Here is a 24,411-nt window from a genome sequence, read left to right on the forward strand (position 1 = left end):
CTGATGAAACGAAGTATGATGATTTGGGGCATTTCAGCGATCGTGTACCTTGTGGCCGTCATCGCAGGGTACAGCGTGTATGCCAGTAAGATTCCAACTCCGGAGCAGCATCAGCACGAGAACCACGGAGAAAGCACGACTAGTGAGGTTAAGCCAAACGTATCTTATGCGAATGGCCAAATCACCATTGAGCTAAGAGATATCAATAACCAGGTTCCGGAACTTGAGATTTCTCATGAGAAATGGATGCATTTTATTCTCGTGAGTTCCGATCTTAAGGAATATTACCATCTGCACCCAGCAGAGAAAAACCATGGAGTGTTTACCCAGGAGATCCATTTACCTGATGACTCTTACAAAGTATTTGTGGATATCAAACCTAAAGGCCTGCAATATAGACCAGAACCGATTGACCTTCACGTAGGTCAGGGTCATCCGGAGCACCACGATCACAACCTTAATGTAGATACAGAATTGACAAAGACCATCCATGGCCAAACGGTGGAGTTAACCACTCCTTCGTTTGAAGCGAATCAAAAGACCATCCTTCATTTTGACTTGAAAGAGGCTAAACCGGAACCTTATCTAGGGGCTTTAGGTCATGTTGTGATCCTCGATGAACATGGAGAAAACTATATCCATGTTCACCCGGTGGCGGAGGATAAAACCGAATTTGAGACACAATTTTCGACTCCAGGTGTATATAAACTTTGGGCAGAATTCAAGTTTGGAGAACAAGTCCATGTCTACCCGTTTGTGATCGAAGTTAGATAAAGGTGATGGCTGCACTCTTCTGGCAAGAAAGTTTGGTATATAAATGGTTATTTCAACAAAAAATACCTTTGTACAACCAACGAAAACAAGGGAGGAATATGAAATGACCCAGAAAGATGAAAAAATCGTCGCAGCTGCAGCAGAGGAAATGGTAGAACAAGCAGCAAAAGAAGAAATTGCTGAAGAATTAGCCCCATTACACAATCATTTATCTCAAATGCAACAAACCTTAGGTCAACTTAATTCCGTGAATCAAATGGGAACTCAACAAATGCAGCAAAATCAACGAGGACAACAGCAAATCATGCAAGAAATGAGGGAGTTTGCAAATCAAGTACAAAGACAACAGCAGCAAACGTTCCAACAATTACAACAATCTCTTCAACAAGCAACTCAAATCTTGAACCAATCCAACCAAGCTGTTCAATCTGTCCAGATGCTAAACCAAATGAATCAAATGATTTCTCAATCTCAACAGCAATTACAGCAGATGAGCCAGCAACAACAAAATCAACAGCAATTACAACAAACTCAACAACAACTTCAATAAAATAGATCTGAGTTCTTAGTCCCGTGGCCGCCGATGGTGCTAGCGGGGTATTGTTCCGGAAGGCTGCCAAGGCAGCCTTCTTTCAATCGGTATCTGGTTGGTTATCTATTGGCAACGTGATAGTAAAAGTAGTCCCATGGTTCAGTTTAATTTTTATTTTAATAGAGCCGCCATGATTGTTCTTCCCCAAAATCCCCTCTGCTACCGTATCTAAGACAAGCTGATTTATATGGTTAAGCTTCTGTAACCCTCCAAAATCGTCTGGTTTGATAGATGGCATATCCGATCTTTTCCCTTCAATTAAATGACAATACTCACAATAACGGGTTCTGCTGCTTACAGGAATAATATTCCTTGACAGGAAATATATAAGTGAGTAATATTTGTTTTGTGTTGTGAAATATTCGCTTAACGAAATTATTAGGAGGTACAATGAATCGACTACAGGAGATAGGCAGACTTCTAATTAAAGGGAATCATAACTTTATCGCTCTAACCACCAGTGAGTTGTCGAAGTATGGCATTACCCTTCCACAGGCTGTAGTGATTGGGACCATTAAGGACAAGCCAATGACGATTGGAGAAATAAGTAAGGCTATTGATTTATCTTATAGCACGGTTTCGGGAATCGTGGACCGCTTAGAGCGTCATGGGCTAGTCACCCGAAGACGAGATCATCAGGACCGCCGCGTCGTATGGGTCTCCCTAACGGATCAGTTGGAACGTTTAGAGAAAGATTGTCCGATACTTAGTGAAAATTCTTTTATTGATTTTTTATTAGAAGATCTTCAAGAGATTGATCCAGAACAGATAGAGTCTTTGTACAGCTCGCTGCAGCTAGTAAGTCAACTCCTGGAAAAGAAGCTTAAGGGATTGCAAGATAAGAGAGGGAGTGAAGTAGTGTGAATTTGTCTGAGTTCTCCATCCGTCGTCCGGTAACGGTTTGGATGATCCTCATCGCTATGATTATTTTTGGAATGATCTCAATTCCTAAGATGGCGGTTGATCTTTACCCGGAATTAAATGTACCGGTTGCGGTAGTTGCGACTAGCGTGAGCGGGGGTACACCTGCTGAAGTGGAAAAACTGGTGACAAAACCAATAGAAGAAGCGCTGGGGTCAGTCGAGGGAGTCGACAAAATTTCCTCGAACTCCGTTGAAGGGGCTTCCCAAGTCATTGTCCAATTTAAATGGGGAAAAGATTTAGATCAAGCCACTCTCGATATGAGGGATAAAGTCGATCAAATTAAGGGGATGCTGCCCGACTCGGCACGTTCTCCGCTTATTCTCAGGCTAGATCCTAACAGCCAGCCCATTATCATACTTGCCCTGAATGGGGACAAGGATTTAATGGCATTAAAAAGCTATGCAGACGATGTGATTAAGCCTCGTTTAGAAAGAGTAGCAGGAGTGGCATCCCTCTCGGTAACCGGAGGAAGAGACCGTGTGGTAGAGGTCCAGCTAGATCCGGCGAAGTTGCAAAGCTATGGGATTACACTTGATCAGGTTCGAATGGCCATCGCGGGAACCAACCTGTCTGGTGCTGCAGGTTCAGTTAGACAAGGGGAGAGCAATCTCAACATCCGAGTACAGGGAGAGTTTGAACAGATTGCAGATTTTGGATTGACCCCTATCCCCGTTGCTGGTGGAAGCATCCTATTAAAGGATATTGCAACGATCGAAGATACATATAAGAGAATGACACAAAAGGGTTACTTTAATGGGGAACCGACTTTAGGGCTCATGGTGACCAAGGCTTCTGGGGGAAATACCGTATCCATAGCCAAGGATGTTATCAATGAAATAGAAAAACTGAAGGCCACTTTACCAACAGGAATGAATCTAACGGTAGTGATGGATAACTCGAAGTATATCAGTGACTCTATTTTTACCGTTGCGGAGCATGCCTTGCTAGGGGGCGGTTTTGCTGTTCTTATTCTCTATCTATTTTTAAATAGTGTTCGATCGACGCTTGTCGTATCGATTGTTTTGCCGATCTCTGTAATCGCCACGTTCTCGCTCATGTATTTTACAGGGCAGACGATCAATTTAATTTCGTTAAGTGGTTTATTGCTGGGGTTGGGTTCCTTGGTCGACTTTGCTGTCGTTATTCTAGAAAATATATTTAGGCAAAGGCAAGAAGGAAAAAGCATGCTGCAGGCCGCCAAGGAAGGTTCGAAGCAGGTGGGAAATGCCGTTATGGCATCGGCCTTAGCTCAGATCGTCGTATTCCTGCCGATTATTTTCGTAGAAGGTTTGGCAGCAGAGCTATTTGGCCCCCTTGCACTAACGGTTATCTTCTCACACATCGCGGCACTCGTGGTTTCTCTCATGGTCGTGCCAATGCTCAGCGCTCGTATGCTGAAGAAAATACCGGATGAGCATATGTACCGCAGCGGCAACTATCGCGGAATCAACATAGCCGTGTGGTTTAACATTGGTTTTGAAAAGCTAGTTGATGTTTATTCTAAAGTACTCAAGTGGTCTCTTGGACATCGTAAAACCGTGCTTTCTTTAACGGTGGCGCTCTTCATTGGGGCAGGGGCTCTTGTTCCCATGATTGGAATGGAATTTATCCCGAAAATGGACCAAGGGATGCTGACCATTACGGCGAAATTACCGCCGGGTACGCGCATAGAAGAAACCGAAAAAGTCTCCCAACAAATCGAGAAAGTGGCCATGGCTACTCCTGAATTTGATATGTTATTCAACTCGGTTGGGGGAGGCGCTTCAGGTCCGATTGGAGGAGCTGCCTCTAGTAATCGAATTGAAATGTATATGTTCTTAGTAGATTTAAATGAACGGGAACGTTCCTCCGAAGAAGTAGTAAATGAACTGAGAGGAAAACTAAGTACCATTGCTGGTGCTGAAATCGTAGTAAAAGAGATGTCAGGAATGGATACGGGTGCACCGGTTCAGGTTAGTCTCCGCGGTGATGATTTATCCGTGCTCGAAGACATCAGCCAAATTATCGCAGGGGAAATCAGAGAAGTTCCAGGAACCGTGAATGTCGAGACTTCCTTGGATGCCAAGCAACAGGAGTTTCAGGTTCGGGTAGATCCACAGATGGCCAGTTTATACGGACTCAATACCTCTCAAATTATGAGTGCCGTACGGACAGCTTTCGATGGGGAAAAAGCAACCACATACCGAACAGGCGAAGACGAAATCGATGTAAGAATCAAGCTTCCAGCCCAGTATACGGAAGACATCAGTTACTTAGAGAGATTACGGATTACGACCCCAGGAGGGGCCAATATTCCTTTGACGTCTGTCGCCACGTTGATCAAAGAAGATGTGCCACAAACGATTAAACGAGCGAATCAGACCAAAGAGGTACAGGTTTCTGGTGACATTTTCGGCCGTGATTTAGGATCGATTATGAGAGATGTGCAAGCCAAGATAGACCAAATTAAACTTCCAGAGGGCTACTACGTGCAAGTAGGCGGACAGAGTGAAGACATGGCTGAATCCTTCACAAGTTTGGGCTTAGCTATGCTTCTGTCGATTGTGCTGGTTTATATGGTCATGGCCGCTCAGTTTGAATCCTTATTAAGCCCATTTATCATCATGTTCTCCATCCCTCCTACCTTTATTGGGGTCGTGGCGGGTCTTCTGATCATGGATACGCCTCTTAGCGTCATGGCGCTAATCGGTTATATCCTGCTTATTGGGATCGTAGTAAATAACGCGATCGTGTTAATTGACTTCGTAGATCAATTAAGGAGAGAAGGAGTCGAGCGAAACCAAGCGATCTTAAAAGCGGGTCCTATCCGTTTGCGTCCGATTCTGATGACGACGCTATCCACGATTCTGGCCATCTTGCCTTTAGCCTTTGGCGGAGGATCCGGTAATGAAGGTCAGGCGCCAATGGCGATTGTCGTAGCATTCGGTTTAAGTTTTTCTACCATTATTACCTTGATTTTGATTCCGGTCGTCTATACGTTATTTGATGATATGAAACAAAAATTAAAGAAGCGCAGATCAAAGAAAACTAGTCCGGAACCAAGTGTTCAGGCTTAGAAGGGAAGGGAATAGATGAAGACCAACCGAGTAATTTTGATCTCAATGCTAGCTGTCTCCGTTGCCTTAACAGCTTGTACAAAAACTGAGCCTGTCATACAAACGGCAGAAGAACAAGTGGTTCCGGTTCAGGTAGAAAAGGTAGTAGAGGGATCCATTGAGGTACGAGCATCCATCACAGGAAAACTATCACCAGATGAGGCCGTCGATGTTTCGGCCAAAGTCTCCGGAAAGATTCAAAAGATCCACGTGTCCATGGGGCAGTTCGTTCAGCAGGGGGACGTTCTTTTTACCTTGGATCAAACGGATCTTGTTAATAGTGTAAAACAGGCGGAAGCAGCCTATCGCGCAGCTGTAGCCGGCTTAAAACAAACAGAAAGCAATGCAGTACAAGGAATTGAACAGGCGGAATCGGCGGTAACGCAATATAAAAATGCCATCACCCAAGCACAAATCGCCGTAACACAGCAAGAGCAAGCTTTGCAAGATGCCCTCACGGCCGAGCAACGCACGCGTCAGCTGCATACGGCAGGCGCCGTATCGAATGCTGAGCTCGAGCGAGTGGAAACAGCTTTGAAAAATACACAATTAGCCCTAGAAAATGCACGCACGACCTTGGAAAATACTCAGTCTAACTATGAGAATGCCACAAGAAGTCTAGAACGTGCCAACAATAAGATTGCAGTAGAAGTGGGGAAAGCGTCCGTGGACCAGTCCCGAGTGGCTTTGGAAAATGCTCGAAGTCAGCTGGCTAACGCTACCGTAACCGCCCCGATCTCCGGTTTGGTCTCGATCGTACATGGTTCCACAGGACAAATCGTCGGTCCCCAGGTACCGGTCATTAGTATGGCTCGCATGAATCCAGTGAAAGTAAAAACGAATGTTTCGGAGCAGGAGTTAACTAAAATTCAAGTAGGCAGTGACGTCAATGTGGAAATCCCCTCTTTAAATCAACAAATTGCGGCCAAGGTTACGGCTGTAAGTCCTTTCATGAATAACGATGTAAAAGCTTATCCCGTTGAAATGAGTATCCCGAATCCGAACCATGAACTAAAGGCGGACATGGTAGTGCATGTGCGTTTTGGCTCTGGCAGTGGGGATAAACTAGCTTTAATCCCTCGTAAAGCTCTGATAGAGGAACAAGGCAAGCGCTACGTCTATAAGCTGGATGAAGATCGCGTGGCAAAAGTAGAAGTCGTCACAGGAACGGAAACGAGCGATCAAATTGAAATTAAAGAAGGGCTCCGTGTTGGAGATCAAGTCGTGGTAAAAGGTCAGACACTGCTAGTCGATGGTGTAAAAGTGGAAATCCAGGAAAATGCACAATAGCTAAAAAGAATTAAACATACCCAGCCGGTATCTTCCGGTGATGTGTCTTTGCATTGGCTATGCAGCAAGGGCACCAAGGCCTTCTTTGCGATTACCGATGGAGGAGATCGTCATAGAGGAAACCTTTTGATGAATAGGAAATACGAAATAACAGCCCGAGGGAAGGGGCTGTTATTTAGTATTTCCTTATTGAGAGTAATAACCATGTTAAGGTTTGGAACAATAATGTTGTTACTTATTCAAAGGTAAAGGGAGATTAATAACCATGGACAAAGAGATGGAATATGGCAGTGATTACAAGTTTATTCCTGCAACTTCCGTAGGGAGCGGCCTAGGCTTGGAGATCCTTCCCGATTTGTATTGCCATACGATTCAAATTGTTAACATTTGTTTAGTTGGAAACCCTGAGACGAAGGACTTTGTCTTGATTGATGCAGGAATGCCTGAATCAGCGAATGAAATTATTTCTGTTACGGAAGAGCGTTTCGGTTCGAATAGCCGCCCAAAAGCCATCATCTTAACCCACGGTCATTTCGATCATGTGGGAGCCATTATCGAATTAGTCGAACATTGGGATGTTCCTGTATACGCGCATGAATTAGAGTTACCTTTCCTGACTGGACAAATGAGTTATCCAGAACCAGACCCCACCGTAGAAGGGGGGATGGTAGCCAAGATGTCCCCCCTATTTCCGAATCAGCCAATTCATTTAGGAAATCATGTACAAATGCTTCCATCTGATGGTAGTGTCCCTGAGTTGCAAGGTTTCCGTTGGATCCATACACCGGGGCATACACCGGGACACGTAGCCTTCTTTAGAGAAGAAGACCGTTCCTTGATTGCAGGTGATGCGTTTGTGACTGTCAAACAAGAGTCACTCTATAAGGTTCTCACACAAAAGCTGGAAATTAGTGGACCCCCAAGATATCTAACAACGGATTGGCAAGCAGCCTGGGAATCGGTTAGAAAATTAGAAGCATTGAGACCAACGGTCGCAGTTACTGGTCATGGACTGCCTATGTCAGGGGAAATGTTATCGAGTAGCTTAAACAAGCTAGTAAATGAATTTGACCGTATCGCCATTCCGGACTACGGAAAATACGTGAATACCCATAAACATTAGTGCAGATAGGTTACCGACCTGATAAGAGGGTCGGTCTTTTTCTTATATTTCGTCGCGTTTGGGTGGAAATTTGTTCGGGAAGCTTGGAGGGCATCAAACGATGGTTTTGGTGCCCAGATTCGGGCTTCGGGAGGCTTGAAGGGAATCAAGCGATGGTCTTTTACCTATAAAATTAACTAAGTTATAGCTTCGTATTGACCAAACCGGCAATATGAAGTAAAATCAAACAAGAGTTTAGTTTATGAACAAAAGTTTAATGGATGAAATCCCTACTGATTACGAACCACAAGATTAAAGTAATCTGATGAGGTGAGTTTGTGCCTGAAAAATTATCGGAGAAAGAGCAATTAATTTTAGACCTAATAAAAAAGAATCCCTATGTTTCTCAGCAAGAGCTTGCGGAAGTATTAGGATTATCAAGGCCCTCTATTGCAAATATTATTTCTGGTTTAATTAAAAAAGGAGATATTTTAGGCAGGGCGTATATTTTGAATGAATCACAACATGTTATTTGTATCGGTGGGGCCAATATTGACCGGAAATTCCATATCAAAGATAAGGTACAGCTAGGTACATCCAATCCGGTTTATGCTACTCAAAACGCAGGCGGAGTGGCACGGAATATTTCTGAAAACCTAGGCAGGCTAGGGATGGAAGTCTCATTAATATCGGCAAGCGGCCTCGATAATGACTGGTCATTTATAGATGAATCATCCTCTCTTTACGTGAACCTAGAAACCGTGACCCAATTCCCTGAAAAATCAACAGGTTCTTACACAGCTGTATTAGACTCTAAAGGGGAATTAGTGATTGCGTTAGCGGATATGGAAGTGTATGAGGCGATTACACCTGATTTAATCCTAAAACATGAGATCTTACTCAGCCGATCCAAATGTATCATTGTCGATTTAAACTGTCCAAAAGAAACGATTCAGTTCTTATGTCAATTCTCAAAGACTCATGATTTACCCATTTTCTTAATACCCGTATCTGCCCCCAAGATGAATCGATTACCAGATGAATTAGAGGGTGTTACCTGGCTCATTACGAACCGAGATGAATCTGAAGCTTATTTTAATACTGAAATCAGAAATGTGGAAGATTGGGAGAACGCTATAAAGAAGTGGCTGTCATTAGGAATATCGAATGTTGTTATAACGAATGGAAAAGAAGGATCCATGATCGGGAATAAGGAAGAGGGAATTTTTCATGTTCCATCCATTGTAGCCAATGAAATCGTGGATGTCACGGGAGCCGGAGACGCTTTTTCCTCCGCTGTGATTTATTCTTGGTTAGAAGGTAAAACATTAATTGAAATTGCCAAGTCCGGAAGTATTAATGCTTATAAAACACTGCAATCACCGTATACCGTCCGGCAAGACTTATCAGCAGTACAACTACAAAAAGACATGGAGGAAGTATCATGAAACAATACATTACGTTATCTGAAGAAGTACGTGTGGCAAAAGAACAAGGAAAACCGATCGTGGCCTTAGAATCGACGATTATTTCGCATGGTATGCCCTATCCGCAAAATGTCCAAACGGCTCGGGAAGTGGAGCAGATTATTCGAGACCATGGAGCCGTTCCGGCTACGATTGCCATCGTAGAAGGGAAAATTAAAATCGGACTATCCGATGAAGAGTTAGAAATGTTCGGTAAGAGTACAGCTGTAGCAAAAGCATCCAGACGCGATTTAGCTTATTTAATTGCTACCAAAAAACTAGGAGCAACAACAGTGGCAGCGACCATGATTTGTGCAGAAGCAGCAGGGATTCATATCTTCGTTACCGGCGGGATTGGTGGCGTACACCGAGGTGCCGAAACGACCATGGATATCTCAGCAGATCTAGAAGAACTAGGCCAAACCAACGTGGCGGTCATTTGTGCGGGAGCTAAATCGATACTAGATTTAGGGTTAACTATGGAATACCTCGAAACAAAAGGAGTTCCAGTTATCGGATATCAAACCGATGTACTCCCGGCCTTCTATACACGTAAGAGCGAATTCCCTATACACTTCCGTGCCGATGATGTGGAAACCATTGCCTCAACGTTGAAAGTAAAATGGGATCTCAATCTAAAAGGTGGAGCTGTTATCGCCAACCCGATTCCAGAAGAGTTCGCTATGGATGAGAAAATCATTCATGACATCATTGAAACAGCTTTAAAAGAGGCCGAAGAACGAAACATATCTGGTAAGGATGTAACCCCATTCCTATTAGGTAAGGTGAAAGAATTAACAGAAGGGAAAAGCCTGGATGCGAACATTGCTTTAGTCAAAAACAATGCAGTTGTAGGAGCAAAAATTGCGGTTAGCTTCAATGCAATCCACAAATAAATAAATGCAAAAAGCACCTACTTTTTTAGGTGCTTTTTATATTTACAAGGGAGGTCGCTTCTATGCAAAGCTACATAACTATGCCATTTTGCATAAGTGACTTCGATAAAAAAGCTGTTAACACCGTGAGTGATAACAGTTTTTTTTGATGGTGAGGTTCTTGCATTGAGTAATGGTAAGGGCGTGAAATTCACCTGAGTATAGGAGAAGATCTAATATGGCATCGATCAGAATGAAGAATATAATTGCGATTATGGTTGGTTCAGCCATCATGGGTTTTGGATTCAACTACTTTAATTTAGCAAACGGACTTGTGGAAGGAGGGATCATCGGACTTGCCCTGCTCTTGAAGATTATGTTGAATTGGGACACGGGTTTATTGAATCTCTTATTTAATGTTCCTATTTTGATCCTAGGATGGAGATATTTAGGTACGGCTTCCTTGATCTACACTTTAGTAGGGACCATATCTTTATCCGGATTTCTTAGCTTGTTTGATTCCTTTGCACTGCCTATGGAAGATCCGCTGCTCGCTGCACTGTATGCTGGGGTTTCAGTCGGAATCGGACTAGGCATCGTTTTTCGTTACGGAGGTACAACGGATGGTGTTGACATTTTGGCTAATATATTCCAGAGGTACTTTGGCTGGAGTATAGGTAGAACGATATTCGTGTCTGATGTGGCGGTAATTCTCATATCCCTTTACTACCTTGATCTTACCCGCGCCATGTATACACTTGTAGCGGTATTTATTTCTGCCAAGGTGATTGATCTTGTACAAGAGGGGAAATACTCTGCGAAAGAAGTCACGATCATTTCTCATCTTCCTCTTGAAATCTCCCAAGCGATTGCTTCCGAGATGAAACGTGGGGTTACGCTTCTAGATGGTGAAGGAGTATATACCCAAGACAAGAAGAAGGTCGTATATTGTGTGGTTGCCAGAAATCAGGTTTTAAAACTTAAATCTATTGTCACGCGACTAGACCCAAGTGCTTTTATCGTGGTTCGGGATGTATTTGAGGTACATGGCAAGGGATTTTCGCAAGAGTAAAGCCAGCGGTGATCTTTGAAGGATTGTAAGATTTCTTGCAATCTTTTTTTCTGTTACACGAACAATGCATAAATAGATTGACATCGGTTACATTAGCATTTATTATATTCTCATAGTAATGTGTTGTGTATACATAACACACAACACACAACACATTAGCTTGATGATAGGAAGGAAAATTACAATTATGTATAGGAGGGCTTATTTTGGTTAAAACACAATATATTCTTTCTCAAGAAATGATTAGTCTGTTACAAGGAAAAACGTTAGTACTTTTACAGGTTTTTGATTCGAAACATAATAAAGTAATCTCTAGTGCGATGTCATGGGTATTTGCTACTAATGAGAACACTGTCCGTTTTGCCTTAGATAGCAAATCTTATATATTAGGTCTTTTAGATGACAACCCCCATGTCGTGCTGAATGTTATAGGGATAGAGAGTGTTTTCTCGATTAGTGGTATGGCGAAAATTAAGGTGAGAGAGACAGAAGGGTTGACATTAAAATTAGGTTTGGTTGATCTTGACGTTGAAGAGGTGAGGGATATCAATTTTTATGGTTCAAAAATAACCCAAGATCCTCAATTTATTAAAACTTACAATGAAAAACTAATTGAAAAACTGGATCGTGAAGTGGAGAATGCCTTATTAAATCTATAGATATCATTTATTTTTTAAAAGTGATTACAGATCAATGGTCTGTAATATTATTTTACTAAGTTGGTGTATACACAACACATAATTATGTATATATCGAAAAAGCTATCAATATTGGAAAAAGTGGGGGAGAATTTATGGTAAGGACAGGTAATCAATATCTAGAAAGTCTTAAAGATAATCGTGCGATATTCATTAACGGAGAAAAAGTAGAGGATGTGACCACTCATCCGGCCTTTAAAGGGATTGCGCACACTATCGCTGGTCTATACGATTTAGCGGCTGATGAAACTCAAAACATGACCTATAAAACAGAGGATGGAACTATTGCAAATAAGATTTATATGATTCCAAGAAGCCAAGAAGAGTTAAGAGATAGAAGACTGGCTATCTCAAAATGGGCAGAAGCAACTTGTGGGTTTGTTGGGCGGAGCCCGGATCATGTTAGTAGTTTTATATCTGCTTTCGCAAGCTCACCAGAAGTTTTTGAACGCGGAGGGAAGCGCTATCGAGATAATGTAATTAACTTTTATAAATATGCCAGGGACAATGACCTTTATGTAACCTATGTAATCATTCCACCACAGATTGACCGAAGTAAGTCTTCTCATGAACAAGAAGAAAAGTTCCTTCCTGTCGGTGTTTTAGAGGAAAAAGAAGATGGAATCATCGTGCGTGGATCACAGATGCTGGGTACAGGTTCAGCTGTTTCTGATTACTTATTTGTTAGTTGTATAACTCCACTTCGTCCAGGGGATGAAGACTATGCTATTTCCTTTGTTGTTCCGGTTAATAAAGCTGGACTAAAATTTTATGCACGTCCGAGCTATGCGCAGGATAAATCTAGTACATTTGATTACCCGTTATCGACTCAATTTGATGAAAGTGACTCTTTAGTAGTTTTCGATGACGTATTTATTCCTTGGGAAGATGTGTTTGTTTATAAAAACATTGATGTATTACGTGCACAATTTCATGAAACGCCAGCTCATGTATTAGGAAATAACCAAGCTCAAACAAGATTTACAACGAAGCTTAAGTTTCTAATTGGCACAGCTCGAAAAGTGGCAGCAATGAATGGTATTGATAAAATTCCATCTGTACAAGAAAAATTAGGTGAGCTTGCTTCCATTGCTGCATCAGTAGAAGGAAATTTACTGGCTTCCGAATACGGATGTACCATTAATAAGAATGGTGTAGCATGCCCAAACCCACGCTTTTTGTACGGTGTAGTCGGTCAGCAGGATATTTTGTATTCCTCAGTGATCAAGATCATTAGAGAATTATGTGGGGGTGGAGTGTTACAAGTGCCTTCATCCTATAAGGAAATGATTCATCCTGAAACAAAGGGTGACATTGCTCGCTATATTCGATCAACGGGAGTGGAATCTGAAGAAAAAATCAAGTTATTTAAACTTGTATGGGATATTATAGGATCTGAATTTGGAGGCAGACATCAACAATATGAGATGTTCTATAATGGAGCTCCATTTGTAACCAAGGGATATGCGTTCAAAAATTATGGGTATGATGACCCGGTCCAATTGGTAGATAAATTTTTGCAGAGTTATTCTCTTCCCGTCATGGTGAGGGACAAGGATTTCACTTTGAATTAAATTTTGAGGGGGGTATATTATGAAAAAGAAATTATTAGTTACCGTAAGTCTAGTAGCTTCCATGTTATTATCCGCATGCGGCGGTGTAGAAACGAATCCTTCATCCAGCTCGGAAAAAGAAGTATTGTCACTTAAGTTTGCCAATATTACGAAAGAAAATGGGGCTTGGAGTGTTGCAGCTAATAAATTAGGTGAGATCCTAAACAACAAAACCAATGGCCGAATTACACTTGAATATTATCATGGCGGATTACTAGGTAATGAAAGCGATATGATGCAACAGTTAAATACCGGTAGTATCGATATGGCTGTAATAACAACGGCACAATTAAGTAGTTCTTCCGAGGCGTTTGGTGCATGGTTGATGCCCTTCGTCGTGGATTCTCATGATCAGGCTTACCAATTATGGACTACGGAAGAATCTATGAGTCTATTTGATACTTTGACCAAAGAAAATGTTCATGGACTGGGGTATTTGACAACGGGTTTCCGCTACATGTTGACTACAAAACCTGTAAATTCAATTGAAGATCTTAATGGCTTTAAGCTTCGTACCACACCTAGCCCTACCATACTAGATTATTGGAAAACATTGGGAGCAAGCCCAACTCCTATGCCGTTAACGGAAGTTTATACTGCGATGCAGACTGGAGTAATCAATGGTGTAGATATTGATTCTGACTCTTTGGTTAATGAGAAGCTTACAGAAATAGCCAAGCATTTAACCCCTGATAATCACATGTATTGGGCAGGCGGCTTAATGATTAACAAAGACCGTTGGAATCGTTTATCTGATGAGGATAAAAAAATGATAGAAGAAGCAGTAGCTGAAACGATGAAGTTTAATGTCGAATATGTAAAAAAGAATGAACAAGATCTTCTTGAACATGCAGTGGAGAAATACGGCATTTCGGAAGTTCATGAATTGAATAATCGAGCAGAATTAATTCATCATGTCGATAGCGTTAGAAAAGCATGGTCTGAAAAATCGTCTAAAATTGGGGACTTCTTGGAAAGAGCCCAAACAATTACAGATAATTAATGAGGGGAGGAACTTCGATGCAGGATAGTCAGGTTGTTGTCTCCATTAAAGATGAACATGCATCACCTTCCACAGGAAATGAGTATTGGTTATCTAGTACGATTAAAAGGATTGCGTACGTTCTGGATAAAATTTTAGTCGTCGTCAGTGTGATGATCTGTTTGGCCTTAACCTTGAACATGATCATTGCCGTGCTTTTCAGATATGTTGTTCATCAACCCATTTTTTGGGCAGATGACTTATCTTTATACTTATTTTGCTGGATTACCTTTTTAGGTGGAAGTCTTGCAGTCAACAGGTCTACTATGGCGGCGGTCACGATACTATATGACCGCCTTTCCCCTAAGTTTCAGCAGATGGTTTCAATCTTTATTCAAGTTACCATGTTTATTTTTGCATCCTTAATTGGATTCTACTCTTTTTTTTGGGTAGTAAGCCCAAGCGTACTCAATCAGACATCACCAACGATCCCAATAAGTATGAGTTATCTTTATTCCATCGTTCCTGTTTCTATGGGATGTATTGTAATCTTTACAGTGAGCAACATTTGTAAAATTCTTAATAAAGGAGAAGTGAGTTAGCTTATGATCTCTGCTGTAGGTTTCTTTTCACTTCTTCTTATTGGAGTACCTGTTGCATTTGTACTGGGTCTCACGACTCTTATCTTCGTTTTTTCTACAGGGAATATAGGGATTATGCAGTCTCTACCTTCAAAGATGTTTAACGGGTTACAAAATTATGGACTAGTCGCGATTCCCATGTTCATACTATTGGGAGAAATCATGAATCATGGGGGGATTACGGCTCGGTTAATAGATTTTTCTAAAACTATTTTAGGTCATTTTCGCGGGGGGTTAGCCTATGTAAACGTAGCTGGAAATATGTTTTTGGCTTCCATTGTAGGATCTGCAAATGCCCAAACCGCTATTATGGGTAAGATTATGGTACCGGCCATGGAAAAGGAAGGATATAATAAGGAGTTTAGTACAGCTTTAACTGCGGCTTCATCAATCATGGGTCCACTTATCCCACCCAGTATGCCTTTTATCATTTACGGGGTGACAGCAGGGGTATCTATAGGAAGTCTATTCTTAGCAGGAATCATTCCGGGAATTATGTTTGCGACCTGTTTCGGATTATTTCTTTATATTATGGGAAAGAAAAGAAACTTTCCTAAATCAGAGCGGGTACCGCTATCCCTAGTATTAAAGTCGGTAATTCATGTCATTCCTTCTTTATGTATTCCTTTGCTCATTATGGTTGGTATTACATCTGGGGCATTCACTGCTACAGAATCAGCAGCGATTGCTGTATTCCTAGCGTTTTTAATTGGGATGTTTCTTTACAGAGATCTCAGTTTAAAGGTCATTCCAGGTATTCTACTTAGGACGGTGTTAACTTCCGCTACCGTTACATTTTTGTTAGCCACTTCTAGTATATTTGGATGGGTATTAAACTTTCAGAAGATACCTCAATTAATTACTAATGCCTTTTTATATCTAGCAGATAATATATGGGTATTTTTATTGTTAGTCAATATACTGTTGATCGTAGTTGGAATGTTCCTTGAGGGGGTTGCAGCCTTAATTTTGTTACCACCCATATTACTTCCAGTTTCAGCCCAATTTGGTGTAGATCCCGTTCATTTAGGAGTGATCATGGTCATTAACCTTACATTAGGATTATTGACCCCACCTGTAGGAACCGTATTATTTATTGCTTCATCCATTACAAATATAAAGATTGAAAAGTTAATTACAAGCCTAGTTCCATTTTTAATCTTATCATTTCTAATCCTTCTCATTATTACTTATGTACCTTGGACCTCAATGGCTATACCGAACTTATTTTCACTCAAATAATGAGCTGCCACAAACTCAAAAGAGAACCCGTAGATCGCCGACAGGCGGATCTACGGGTTCTCTTTCGTTTCTAAGAGTGCTTAGTCATTCTTCTGCCAATGTACCCTTCAAAAAACATGGTTTCATTCTCAACATGATACTCAATATAGATTCCCGGTTCCTTTGTCTCCCCAATAGGGAAAGTTTCTTCAAATTCAAAACTATAGGTATTGATATTCGCTTTGATAAAGTCTTTTTCGGCGTTATTGGAGTATGCATTCGGATAGAGTTCTTTCAATTTCCGTAATGACTTTGCTCCTTGTTTATGATAGGCAAAGCATCCAATAATCATTGCTTTTTCTTTGCATAGAGAGGTCAGTTTGCTTAAAGGAAATACATTGTTAAAAAGCGCATAGTCGTTGAAGGAAAGGCTGTCAATGAGAAAATCGATGGAGTTCGTTGCCACGGGTAAATGAAGCGACGAATTAACGATATAAAGGACTTTTAGAGCGGGGTTGATAGAATCGATTTTGCTCTTTAGTTTTACAATCATTTCTTCATTGCTGCCGCAAAATATATAATAGGCATCGTCAGGTAATAAATGTATATATTTCGGTAGAAACACAAAGGTGTCAATACAGGGCTCAAAGATCACTTTATGGCTCAGATCAAGATCTCTCAACTTTTGATAAGTAAAGAGACTGCACTTTTCAATGATCTGAATAAGTTCTGTGCTCATTTCCCCCAATGTTTTTTGCTCGTACAAATAAGCGATGTTCTGGGTGGAGTTGTCGAGGCTGGGGGCAAACAGTATTCCTTGGCGAATGTCGGCATGGTATCCACAAGCGCACTGTATGGAAGCATCAATCAAAGACTCATTCTGGATGAGGGCATTTTCCAATTGAAAGGAGCCGGTACATAAAGGGCAGCGTAGAAAACGAAGAAACGAAAAGGAAAGCCCGGTTACTGTTTCATTGTGATTCTTTTGACAAAGAAGATCTATTTTTTTGTCAATTTTTTGTAAGGCTAGATGTAGCTTAGAGATTTCTAGAGAAATCTCTTCTTTTTTACGTTCAAGCAGTTGCACGTAAAGATTCAAATCTTCATGATCCCGCAGCAAAGTGATTCGTTTTAAGTCGAGTATGTTCCTTATTTCATTTAACGTAAACTCAAATGATTTTAGTTCCGTAATGATCTTCATATCTTCTTCGCATGTCTGGTCATACTCGTAATAGGAATCCTTTTTTACAGGGATCAGTAGGCCAAAGTTTGTATAGTAACGGATTGTATCAATGGATGCATTGAATTTTTTGGCAAATGATCCAATTTTCATCTTTTACGGCCCTCCTAGAGTATACTCCATGTTTTTGTTCCATTATCTCAGAAAATGAGGATTGTCCTTCAGTAAAGACCATCCATTAGAATGGTTACAAATGAAGACGTTTTCTCTGTTTCATACTTGTATCATATCTGGATCAGATTGTCCATCCCTATCCGACATTGTATTTTTCATTATTCCGTCAACAAACTTCTATTTAGGAAATTTGGTCAAGTATATTGACAAGATTCTCGTCAGAATGTACTATATAAACATAAAAGTTTTGTGTATACACAACACATAATACACAACACATAATACGAAGTGCAGGTTCAGGAAGGGAGAGGATAAAGTTAAATTGATGACGGATAAAAACATCAAAAAAAAAGTAGATAGAAAAATAGGTTTTCTTATTCAAATTAAAAAGAGAACCGAAGATTTGGGAGATAGAGGAGATAAAATAGATCGCTAGGGTTTAATAAATCAATGGGAGGCGTTTTCATAATGAGAACAGGAAGCGAATATTTAAATGCGCTGAACGACAATCGCTGTGTATATATCAATGGAGAACGGGTACAGGGTGTAGTCAATCATCCGGCATTTAAAGGGATAGCCCAAACGATTGCTGGGCTATATGATATTGCTGCTGATCCCAGAAATGATATGCAGTATGTTACTGAAGATGGAACAACAGCCAATAAGATCTATATGATCCCAAGAAGTAGTGAGGATTTAAGAGAACGAAGACTCGCGTTCGCAAAATGGTCGGAAGCCACTTGTGGATTTGTCGGACGTAGTCCGGATCATGTAGCCTGCTTTCTATCCGGTTTTGCCAGCTGGCCGGAAGTATTCGAAAGGGGTGGAGTGCGTTACCGAGATAATATCATTAATTTTTACAAGTATATAAGAGACAATGATTTGTACATCACGTATGTCATTGTTCCTCCACAAATCGATCGGAGCAAAACTTCCCATGAACAGGAGGAAAAGTTCCTTCCAGTTGGTGTTTTGGAAGAAAGAGAGGATGGAATCATTGTTCGGGGATCCCAGATGCTAGGGACGACTTCAGCGGTATCGGATTACTTGTTTGTTAGCTGCCTTCCACCACTTCGTGCAGGAGATGAGGATTACGCCATTTCTTTTGCGCTGCCGATCGATACAAAGGGATTGAAATTTTATTGCCGTCCAAGCTATGCAGCAGATAAGCCCAGTACATTTGACTATCCGTTATCGACTCGTTTCGATGAGAGTGATGCTCTTGTTGTTTTTGATGATGTGTTTATTCCTTGGGAGCATGTGTTCGTTTACAAAGATGTAGAAATTACAAGAGCACAATTTCTAGAGACCCCTGCTCATATTCTGGGGAATAGCCAAGCCCAAACCCGATTTATGACGAAGCTGAAATTTTTGATTGGAGCTGCTAGGAAGGCCGCAGCCATGAATGGAATTGATAAAATACCGTCCGTTCAAGAGAAGTTAGGAGAACTGGCATCACTTGCAGCCAATGTGGAAGGAAATTTGCTTGCTTCGGAATATGCTTGCGAAATTGATAAGAATGGTGTAGCACGTCCCAATCCACGATTTTTGTATGGCATTATAGGCCAGCAAGATATCATTTACCCCGCTGTCATTAAGATTATAAGGGAATTAGTCGGAGGCGGGGTTTTACAAGTTCCTTCCTCGTACAAGGAAATGATTGATCCTGAGACCAGAGATGATATTCGACGCTATATCCGTTCAACAGGTGTGGAAGCGGAAGAGAAAATCAAATTGTTTAAATTGATATGGGACATTATCGGATCGGAATTTGGAGGCCGTCACCAACAATACGAGATGTTCTATAACGGGGCGCCTTTTGTAACGAAAGGTTACGCATTCAGAAACTATGGTTATGAAGAGCCGGTAGAATTGGTAGACCGTTTTTTAAAAAGCTATTCTTTGCCGGAAAAGGTCAAGGAAACCAGCGTAGTTTAGGAAGGGGTTGATTGATTTGAAGATAGCTTCTGTTCAGCTCGAAATTAGAGATCATGAGACAAAGGAACAGCGTATTGAACGGGTTGATTCTATGCTGAATCAATTAAGTGGAAGTGACCTCATTATGCTGCCTGAAGTGTGGGCAACAGGTTACTTTTCTTTTGATCGATATATTGATGAATCCGAGGAGTTAAACGGCCCTTTTGTCCAACAATTCTCTGCTAAGGCCAAGCAATTAAATGCCTATCTATTTGCTGGTAGTTTCATAGAAAGAAATAACGGCAAATATTACAATACGAGTGTTCTTTTTTCACCTCATGGTCAACTGTTGGGCACGTACAGAAAAATACATCTGTTTCATTACGGATCAGCTGAAGGAAAGTTACTAACAAGAGGTGAAAGCCCCGTTGTAATTGAAACAGATTTTGGAAAAGTTGGTTTATCGACCTGCTTTGATTTAAGATTTCCAGAATTATATCGGGCAGAGGTTGATCTCGGAGCAGAATTCCTTTTGGTCACTTCTGCATGGCCTCACCAACGATTAGAACATTGGAAGCTATTTAATGCAGCAAGAGCATTAGAGAATCAATGCTTTCTAATTTCTAGTAACTGTGTGGGAACGACGCATAACGTCCTCTTGGGAGGTCATAGTCGAGTTGTAGATCCTTGGGGAAATGTGATAGCTTCTGTTGGCGATCATGAAGCGGTACTTAAGACGGAGATTGATCCATCGCAAATTGCCCATATTCGAGAAGTGTTCCCGCAACTAAAACATCGTATATTTTAATCGGCAGGAGGGGAAAAGTGGATATGGATATAAAAATTAACGAAGAACGTATCACATGGGATCCGAAACGTTTGCTCATCGCGGGCTATACGGGAAAGGATCAGGACTCTGTTAAGCGACACATTGAAGAATTGAAAGAAATTGGGGTCCCTGCTCCCCCTCGAGTTCCTATGATTTACGATCTTACGACAGAACTTTTGACCACAGAAAATTCAATTTCGGTAGTCAGAAAGGACACTAGTGGAGAAGCAGAAGTAGTCTTGGTACAAATTCAAGGAAAATGGTTTATCGGACTGGGGAGCGATCATACGGACCGAGTACTTGAGGCCGTTAATATTCAAAAGTCTAAACAAGTATGCAGTAAGCCGATTTCAGCTCAATTCTGGTCCTTAGATGAAGTAGAGAATCGTTGGGATGAAATCGAAATCAAAAGCTGGGTTATTATGAATGGTGAAGAACGCGAATACCAATTGGGAAAACTAGAAGCGTTTCTTTCGCCCAAAGAACTTTTGAGCATCATCCGTGAACGTGGTTATGACAGCGAAGATATGGTTGTTTTTTGTGGTACGTTACCGTTGCTGGCTGGGGAGTTTATTTTTGGGGACACCTTCCGTGCCGAGCTCTATGATCGGTTAACGGATCGAAGAATTGAATTATCCTATGATATTAAAATCTTAAAAGATGCGGAGGAAGTATAAGCGATGGCTAAACCAGAACTAGAATTTGTAGATTATAAGAAATTTGAACGTAAGCCATTTACAAAAGTCGAAGGTTTATTTGAACGAGTAATTGCAGCAGATCCTGAAAGTGGAGTCGCAACACGAATTTTGGAATTTGCACCTGGAACAGATACGACCCCCAATGGCGTTCAGATCCATGATTTCTGGGAAGAGCTTTATGTAATTGAAGGTAGTCTGATCGATTTAGAATTAAATGAGGAATTTACGGCAGGAATGGTAGCCTGCAGACCACCAGGGATGAAGCACGGGCCTTGGAAATCACCTAATGGGTGCAAGACCTTTGAAGTTCGCTATTATAGCAAAGGTCAATAAAATTAGCTAAGGCACATTACTTTTAATGTGCCTTTTTTCAATTAATGTGTAATAGCTTTCAAATGTTTTGGATATGTTATTGACAATATCATGAGCCGGAGGTAGTATAGAAGCACGGGTGTGTTCTGTGTATACACAATACATAAAGCACGAGAAAACCCATGTATAAACAAAAAGGGTGAGTGCGATGTCTAAATTTAGTATTGAACCTATTATTAACGAGACGACAAAGGAAAGAGTATACAGACAAATTAAGAATGCGGTGTTACATGGCCAGATTCCGGGAAATGAAATATTTACGGAAGTTCAATTAGCTGAAATGCTCAATACCTCCAGAACACCGGTCAGAGAGGCTATTTTAGATTTATCTAAAGAAGGTTTAATTACAACGGTACCGAGAAAAGGATTACAGGTAAGAAAAATTACCCACAGTGAGTTGGAGCAGATCTTCCTTTTGCGTACTTCCATTGAAAGTGAAATCATGAAAGCATTGACTGAGTCTATCACTGATGAGCAGCTAGAGGTGCTGAGTGAAATTTGTAATTTGCAAGAAGAAGCAATGAATAATAACGAAAACGAAAGATTCATCAACTTGGACCAAGAATTCCACCTTAATCTAGTCCGATTTGTTAAATTTGAATTGGTCGAACAAGTATTATTGAATTTGCATGATTTAAGTCAACTTATTGGACTACAAGCCATTCAAAAACAGAATCGGATGAAGGAAGTCCTTGACGAGCATCGGAACATTATAAGGGCATTGAGCGATAAAGATAAAGGGTTAGCGGTTGAAGTTATGATCGATCATCTTAATAGGACCAAGGAAAAAATCACGATTCAGGAAGATTAAGATAACAAGCTTCTAACTAAGGGTATCGTCAATGATCTTGAGGTACCCTTAAGATTTATTTAGATTGAAAAGGTAAAGGGTATGGTGAACGTTGTGAAAGACATCTATTTCGACCACGCGGCTTCTACGTTTGTTTTTCCACAGGTTTTGGATGCGATGATCCCCTATTTTGAAGAAGCCTATGGTAATCCCTCTAGTGTTCATCGATTGGGCCGCCAAGGCCGTAGGGCTATAGACGAAGCACGGGAACAAATTTCCAGCACATTGGGTGCTGAGCCAAACCAAATTGTGTTTACTAGCAGTGGAACGGAAGCGGATAATATGGCGCTTATGGGTATTGCATTAGCCAATAGGAACAAAGGAAATCATATTATTACTTCGATAATCGAACATCATGCTGTTCTTCATACTTGTGAGTATTTAAAAAGGCTGGGATTCGAAGTTACCTATCTACCTGTTGATCAATACGGAATGGTAGATTTAAAAGACGTTAAACAGGTAATGAAAGAATCTACTATCTTAATCAGCGTTATGTACGGGAACAATGAAGTAGGAACGCTTCAGCCTATTAAAGAAATTGCGGAGTTCGCTAAGGAAAAGGGAGTGGCCATGCATACGGACGCCATTCAAGCCTATGGTTCTATCCCTATCGACATTTCTGAAATTCCGGTTGACTCCCTGTCTATATCAAGTCACAAAATCAATGGACCCAAAGGGGTTGGAGCGTTATTCCTATCAGGTAAAATCAAATTCACTCCTCTTTTACATGGGGGGCAGCAAGAGAAAAAGCGACGGGCAGGTACGGAAAATGTACCTGGTATTGTCGGATTTGCCAAAGCCGCTGAATTCTCTAGGCAAACGATGGAGGAGCGAAGAACAAAATATATAGCCATTCGGGAGGAGATGACTAAAATTTGGAAAGAAGAAGGAATAGAATTTATGCTTAATGGACACCCCACGCATTTTCTCCCGCATATACTAAATGTTAGTTTTCCTGAGATAGATACGGAGGTCATGCTCATGAGTCTGGATATGGAGGGTATCTACTGCTCCAGTGGTTCGGCCTGTGCGTCGGGTTCACTAGAGGCCTCTCATGTCGTTTCTGCAATGTACGAAGATAAAAGAAGGTTGAAGTCTGCCATTCGGTTTAGCTTTGGCTTAAATAATACCGTAGAAGATGGTCGAACTGTCGCTAAAAAAGTAGTTCAAATTATAGAGCGTTTAAGATAAGGAATGATAATATGGAAATTTTACATTTAGAACATCCTTTTCTTGTTGATTATCTTAAAGCAGAACCTTGTGTAATGGCACTTGGTTTTTTTGATGGAGTTCATCTTGGTCATAAACAAATCATTCAAACGGCCAGAGATATAGCGAAGAAAAAAAACTTAAAATTTTCCGTTATGACATTTTATCCTCATCCAAGAGAAGTGATCAATAAAAACGCAAATTCAGTGGATTACTTGTCTCCCTTGCCTGTTAAAAATGAACTTTTTGCCAATATGGGAGTTGAGAGGCTATACGTAGTTAAGTTTGATATAAACTTTTCACTCCTTTCTTCGATAGATTTTGTAAAGCAATACATTCTTGGTGTTCATTGTAAGCACGTAGTGGCTGGCTTTGACTTCACCTATGGCTACAAAGGTGAAGGTAACATGGATAAACTTAAGGAAGAGGGTCGAGGAAAATTTGAAGTTACAACTATCGCTAAAATTGAACACCATAATCAGAAGATTAGCTCTACTATTATTCGCCAATTCATTTCATCTGGGAATGTAGGAGTAGTTCCTGAGTATCTAGGAGACTTCTATGAAATTAGGGGGAGGGTGATGAAAATTCCCCGAAGCTATCCATTGGATGATGGGGTTATGGTCAAGATTTACGTGGATAGGGATTATATGCTACCTAGATCAGGAATGTATAAAATCCAAGCTCAAATAGAAAATGAATATTATGATGGTATCTGTTATCAAAAATTAAAGACAAAGGCTGAACTAGAATTTATAGAAGTAAAATTGTTTGATTATCCGAAAAACTTTTGCAATAAAAATGTAAAATTAAAATGGTTACATCGAATCACTTAAA

At 40.8% G+C, this 24,411-nt stretch carries 22 protein-coding genes; 21 read left to right on the plus strand and 1 reads right to left on the minus strand.

All coding sequences use genetic code 11. The features are described from left to right. The first annotated feature begins 3 nt into the window (after window positions 1–3). The 14 genes from EIZ58_RS10815 to EIZ58_RS10880 all read left to right on the plus strand — a co-directional run bounded on the left by EIZ58_RS10815 (window position 4) and on the right by EIZ58_RS10880 (window position 16,366). A complete protein-coding gene (locus EIZ58_RS10815) occupies window positions 4–774 on the plus strand; it encodes a hypothetical protein (protein WP_134700726.1) in 771 nt (256 codons plus the stop codon). 103 nt (window positions 775–877) lie between these two features. Then, window positions 878–1,324 carry a hypothetical protein gene (locus tag EIZ58_RS10820; protein WP_134700728.1) on the plus strand — a complete coding sequence of 149 codons (447 nt, stop codon included), beginning with the start codon at window positions 878–880 and terminating at the stop codon, window positions 1,322–1,324. Window positions 1,325–1,756: 432 nt separating this feature from the next. Further along, window positions 1,757–2,230, plus strand: a complete 474-nt coding sequence (locus tag EIZ58_RS10825) for a MarR family winged helix-turn-helix transcriptional regulator (RefSeq protein ID WP_134700730.1) — start codon at window positions 1,757–1,759, stop codon at window positions 2,228–2,230. After that, a complete protein-coding gene (locus EIZ58_RS10830) occupies window positions 2,227–5,346 on the plus strand; it encodes an efflux RND transporter permease subunit (RefSeq protein WP_134700732.1) in 3,120 nt (1,039 codons plus the stop codon). The genes EIZ58_RS10825 and EIZ58_RS10830 overlap by 4 nt, the downstream gene beginning before the upstream one ends. 15 nt (window positions 5,347–5,361) lie before the next feature. Next, the gene (locus EIZ58_RS10835) at window positions 5,362–6,675 is read left to right on the plus strand and encodes an efflux RND transporter periplasmic adaptor subunit (protein ID WP_134700734.1); all 1,314 of its coding nucleotides are present in this window, start codon (window positions 5,362–5,364) and stop codon (window positions 6,673–6,675) included. 265 nt (window positions 6,676–6,940) lie between these two features. Further along, entirely contained in the window at window positions 6,941–7,798 is an 858-nt protein-coding gene (locus tag EIZ58_RS10840; protein WP_134700736.1) for an MBL fold metallo-hydrolase, read from the plus strand. Between the two features lie 317 nt (window positions 7,799–8,115). After that, entirely contained in the window at window positions 8,116–9,225 is a 1,110-nt protein-coding gene (locus EIZ58_RS10845; RefSeq protein ID WP_134700738.1) for a carbohydrate kinase, read from the plus strand. Beyond that, complete coding sequence (locus EIZ58_RS10850) at window positions 9,222–10,139, plus strand: pseudouridine-5'-phosphate glycosidase (protein ID WP_134700740.1); 918 nt, start codon at window positions 9,222–9,224, stop codon at window positions 10,137–10,139. The genes EIZ58_RS10845 and EIZ58_RS10850 overlap by 4 nt, the downstream gene beginning before the upstream one ends. 217 nt (window positions 10,140–10,356) lie before the next feature. Further along, window positions 10,357–11,190, plus strand: coding sequence for a YitT family protein (locus tag EIZ58_RS10855; protein WP_134700742.1), 834 nt, complete (start codon window positions 10,357–10,359; stop codon window positions 11,188–11,190). Between the two features lie 206 nt (window positions 11,191–11,396). Beyond that, a complete protein-coding gene (locus EIZ58_RS10860) occupies window positions 11,397–11,849 on the plus strand; it encodes a PNPOx family protein (RefSeq protein WP_134700744.1) in 453 nt (150 codons plus the stop codon). A gap of 134 nt (window positions 11,850–11,983) precedes the next feature. After that, window positions 11,984–13,462, plus strand: a complete 1,479-nt coding sequence (locus EIZ58_RS10865; RefSeq protein ID WP_134700746.1) for a 4-hydroxyphenylacetate 3-hydroxylase family protein — start codon at window positions 11,984–11,986, stop codon at window positions 13,460–13,462. Between the two features lie 19 nt (window positions 13,463–13,481). Then, window positions 13,482–14,504, plus strand: coding sequence for a TRAP transporter substrate-binding protein (dctP, locus tag EIZ58_RS10870; protein ID WP_134700748.1), 1,023 nt, complete (start codon window positions 13,482–13,484; stop codon window positions 14,502–14,504). A 17-nt stretch (window positions 14,505–14,521) separates the two neighbouring features. Next, complete coding sequence (locus EIZ58_RS10875; protein WP_167577610.1) at window positions 14,522–15,085, plus strand: TRAP transporter small permease; 564 nt, start codon at window positions 14,522–14,524, stop codon at window positions 15,083–15,085. A gap of 3 nt (window positions 15,086–15,088) precedes the next feature. Further along, entirely contained in the window at window positions 15,089–16,366 is a 1,278-nt protein-coding gene (locus EIZ58_RS10880) for a TRAP transporter large permease (RefSeq protein WP_134700752.1), read from the plus strand. A 70-nt stretch (window positions 16,367–16,436) separates the two neighbouring features. Here the strand turns inward: EIZ58_RS10880 and EIZ58_RS10885 are convergent, their stop codons facing one another. After that, window positions 16,437–17,678: a MerR family transcriptional regulator gene (locus tag EIZ58_RS10885; RefSeq protein ID WP_134700754.1), complete on the minus strand. Its 1,242-nt coding sequence runs from the start codon at window positions 17,676–17,678 to the stop codon at window positions 16,437–16,439. Window positions 17,679–18,167: 489 nt separating this feature from the next. Here EIZ58_RS10885 and EIZ58_RS10890 point away from each other — a divergent pair, with 489 nt between their 5' ends. The 7 genes from EIZ58_RS10890 to EIZ58_RS10920 all read left to right on the plus strand — a co-directional run bounded on the left by EIZ58_RS10890 (window position 18,168) and on the right by EIZ58_RS10920 (window position 24,410). Continuing rightward, on the plus strand, window positions 18,168–19,637 hold the full coding sequence (locus EIZ58_RS10890) for a 4-hydroxyphenylacetate 3-hydroxylase family protein (protein ID WP_134700756.1): 1,470 nt from the start codon (window positions 18,168–18,170) through the stop codon (window positions 19,635–19,637). Window positions 19,638–19,653: 16 nt separating this feature from the next. Continuing rightward, window positions 19,654–20,424, plus strand: coding sequence for a carbon-nitrogen family hydrolase (locus EIZ58_RS10895; RefSeq protein ID WP_134700758.1), 771 nt, complete (start codon window positions 19,654–19,656; stop codon window positions 20,422–20,424). A 23-nt stretch (window positions 20,425–20,447) separates the two neighbouring features. Next, window positions 20,448–21,122, plus strand: coding sequence for a DUF2848 family protein (locus tag EIZ58_RS10900; protein WP_134700974.1), 675 nt, complete (start codon window positions 20,448–20,450; stop codon window positions 21,120–21,122). A gap of 3 nt (window positions 21,123–21,125) precedes the next feature. Beyond that, entirely contained in the window at window positions 21,126–21,476 is a 351-nt protein-coding gene (locus tag EIZ58_RS10905) for a cupin domain-containing protein (RefSeq protein ID WP_134700760.1), read from the plus strand. Window positions 21,477–21,663: 187 nt separating this feature from the next. Next, window positions 21,664–22,326: a GntR family transcriptional regulator gene (locus EIZ58_RS10910; protein WP_134700762.1), complete on the plus strand. Its 663-nt coding sequence runs from the start codon at window positions 21,664–21,666 to the stop codon at window positions 22,324–22,326. A gap of 81 nt (window positions 22,327–22,407) precedes the next feature. After that, window positions 22,408–23,556 carry a cysteine desulfurase family protein gene (locus tag EIZ58_RS10915; RefSeq protein ID WP_134700764.1) on the plus strand — a complete coding sequence of 383 codons (1,149 nt, stop codon included), beginning with the start codon at window positions 22,408–22,410 and terminating at the stop codon, window positions 23,554–23,556. A gap of 11 nt (window positions 23,557–23,567) precedes the next feature. Next, window positions 23,568–24,410: a riboflavin kinase gene (locus EIZ58_RS10920; protein WP_134700766.1), complete on the plus strand. Its 843-nt coding sequence runs from the start codon at window positions 23,568–23,570 to the stop codon at window positions 24,408–24,410. Window position 24,411 lies beyond the last annotated feature (1 nt).

Source organism: Ammoniphilus sp. YIM 78166, assembly GCF_004522215.1.
In the GTDB taxonomy this organism is placed as follows: domain Bacteria; phylum Bacillota; class Bacilli; order Aneurinibacillales; family RAOX-1; genus YIM-78166.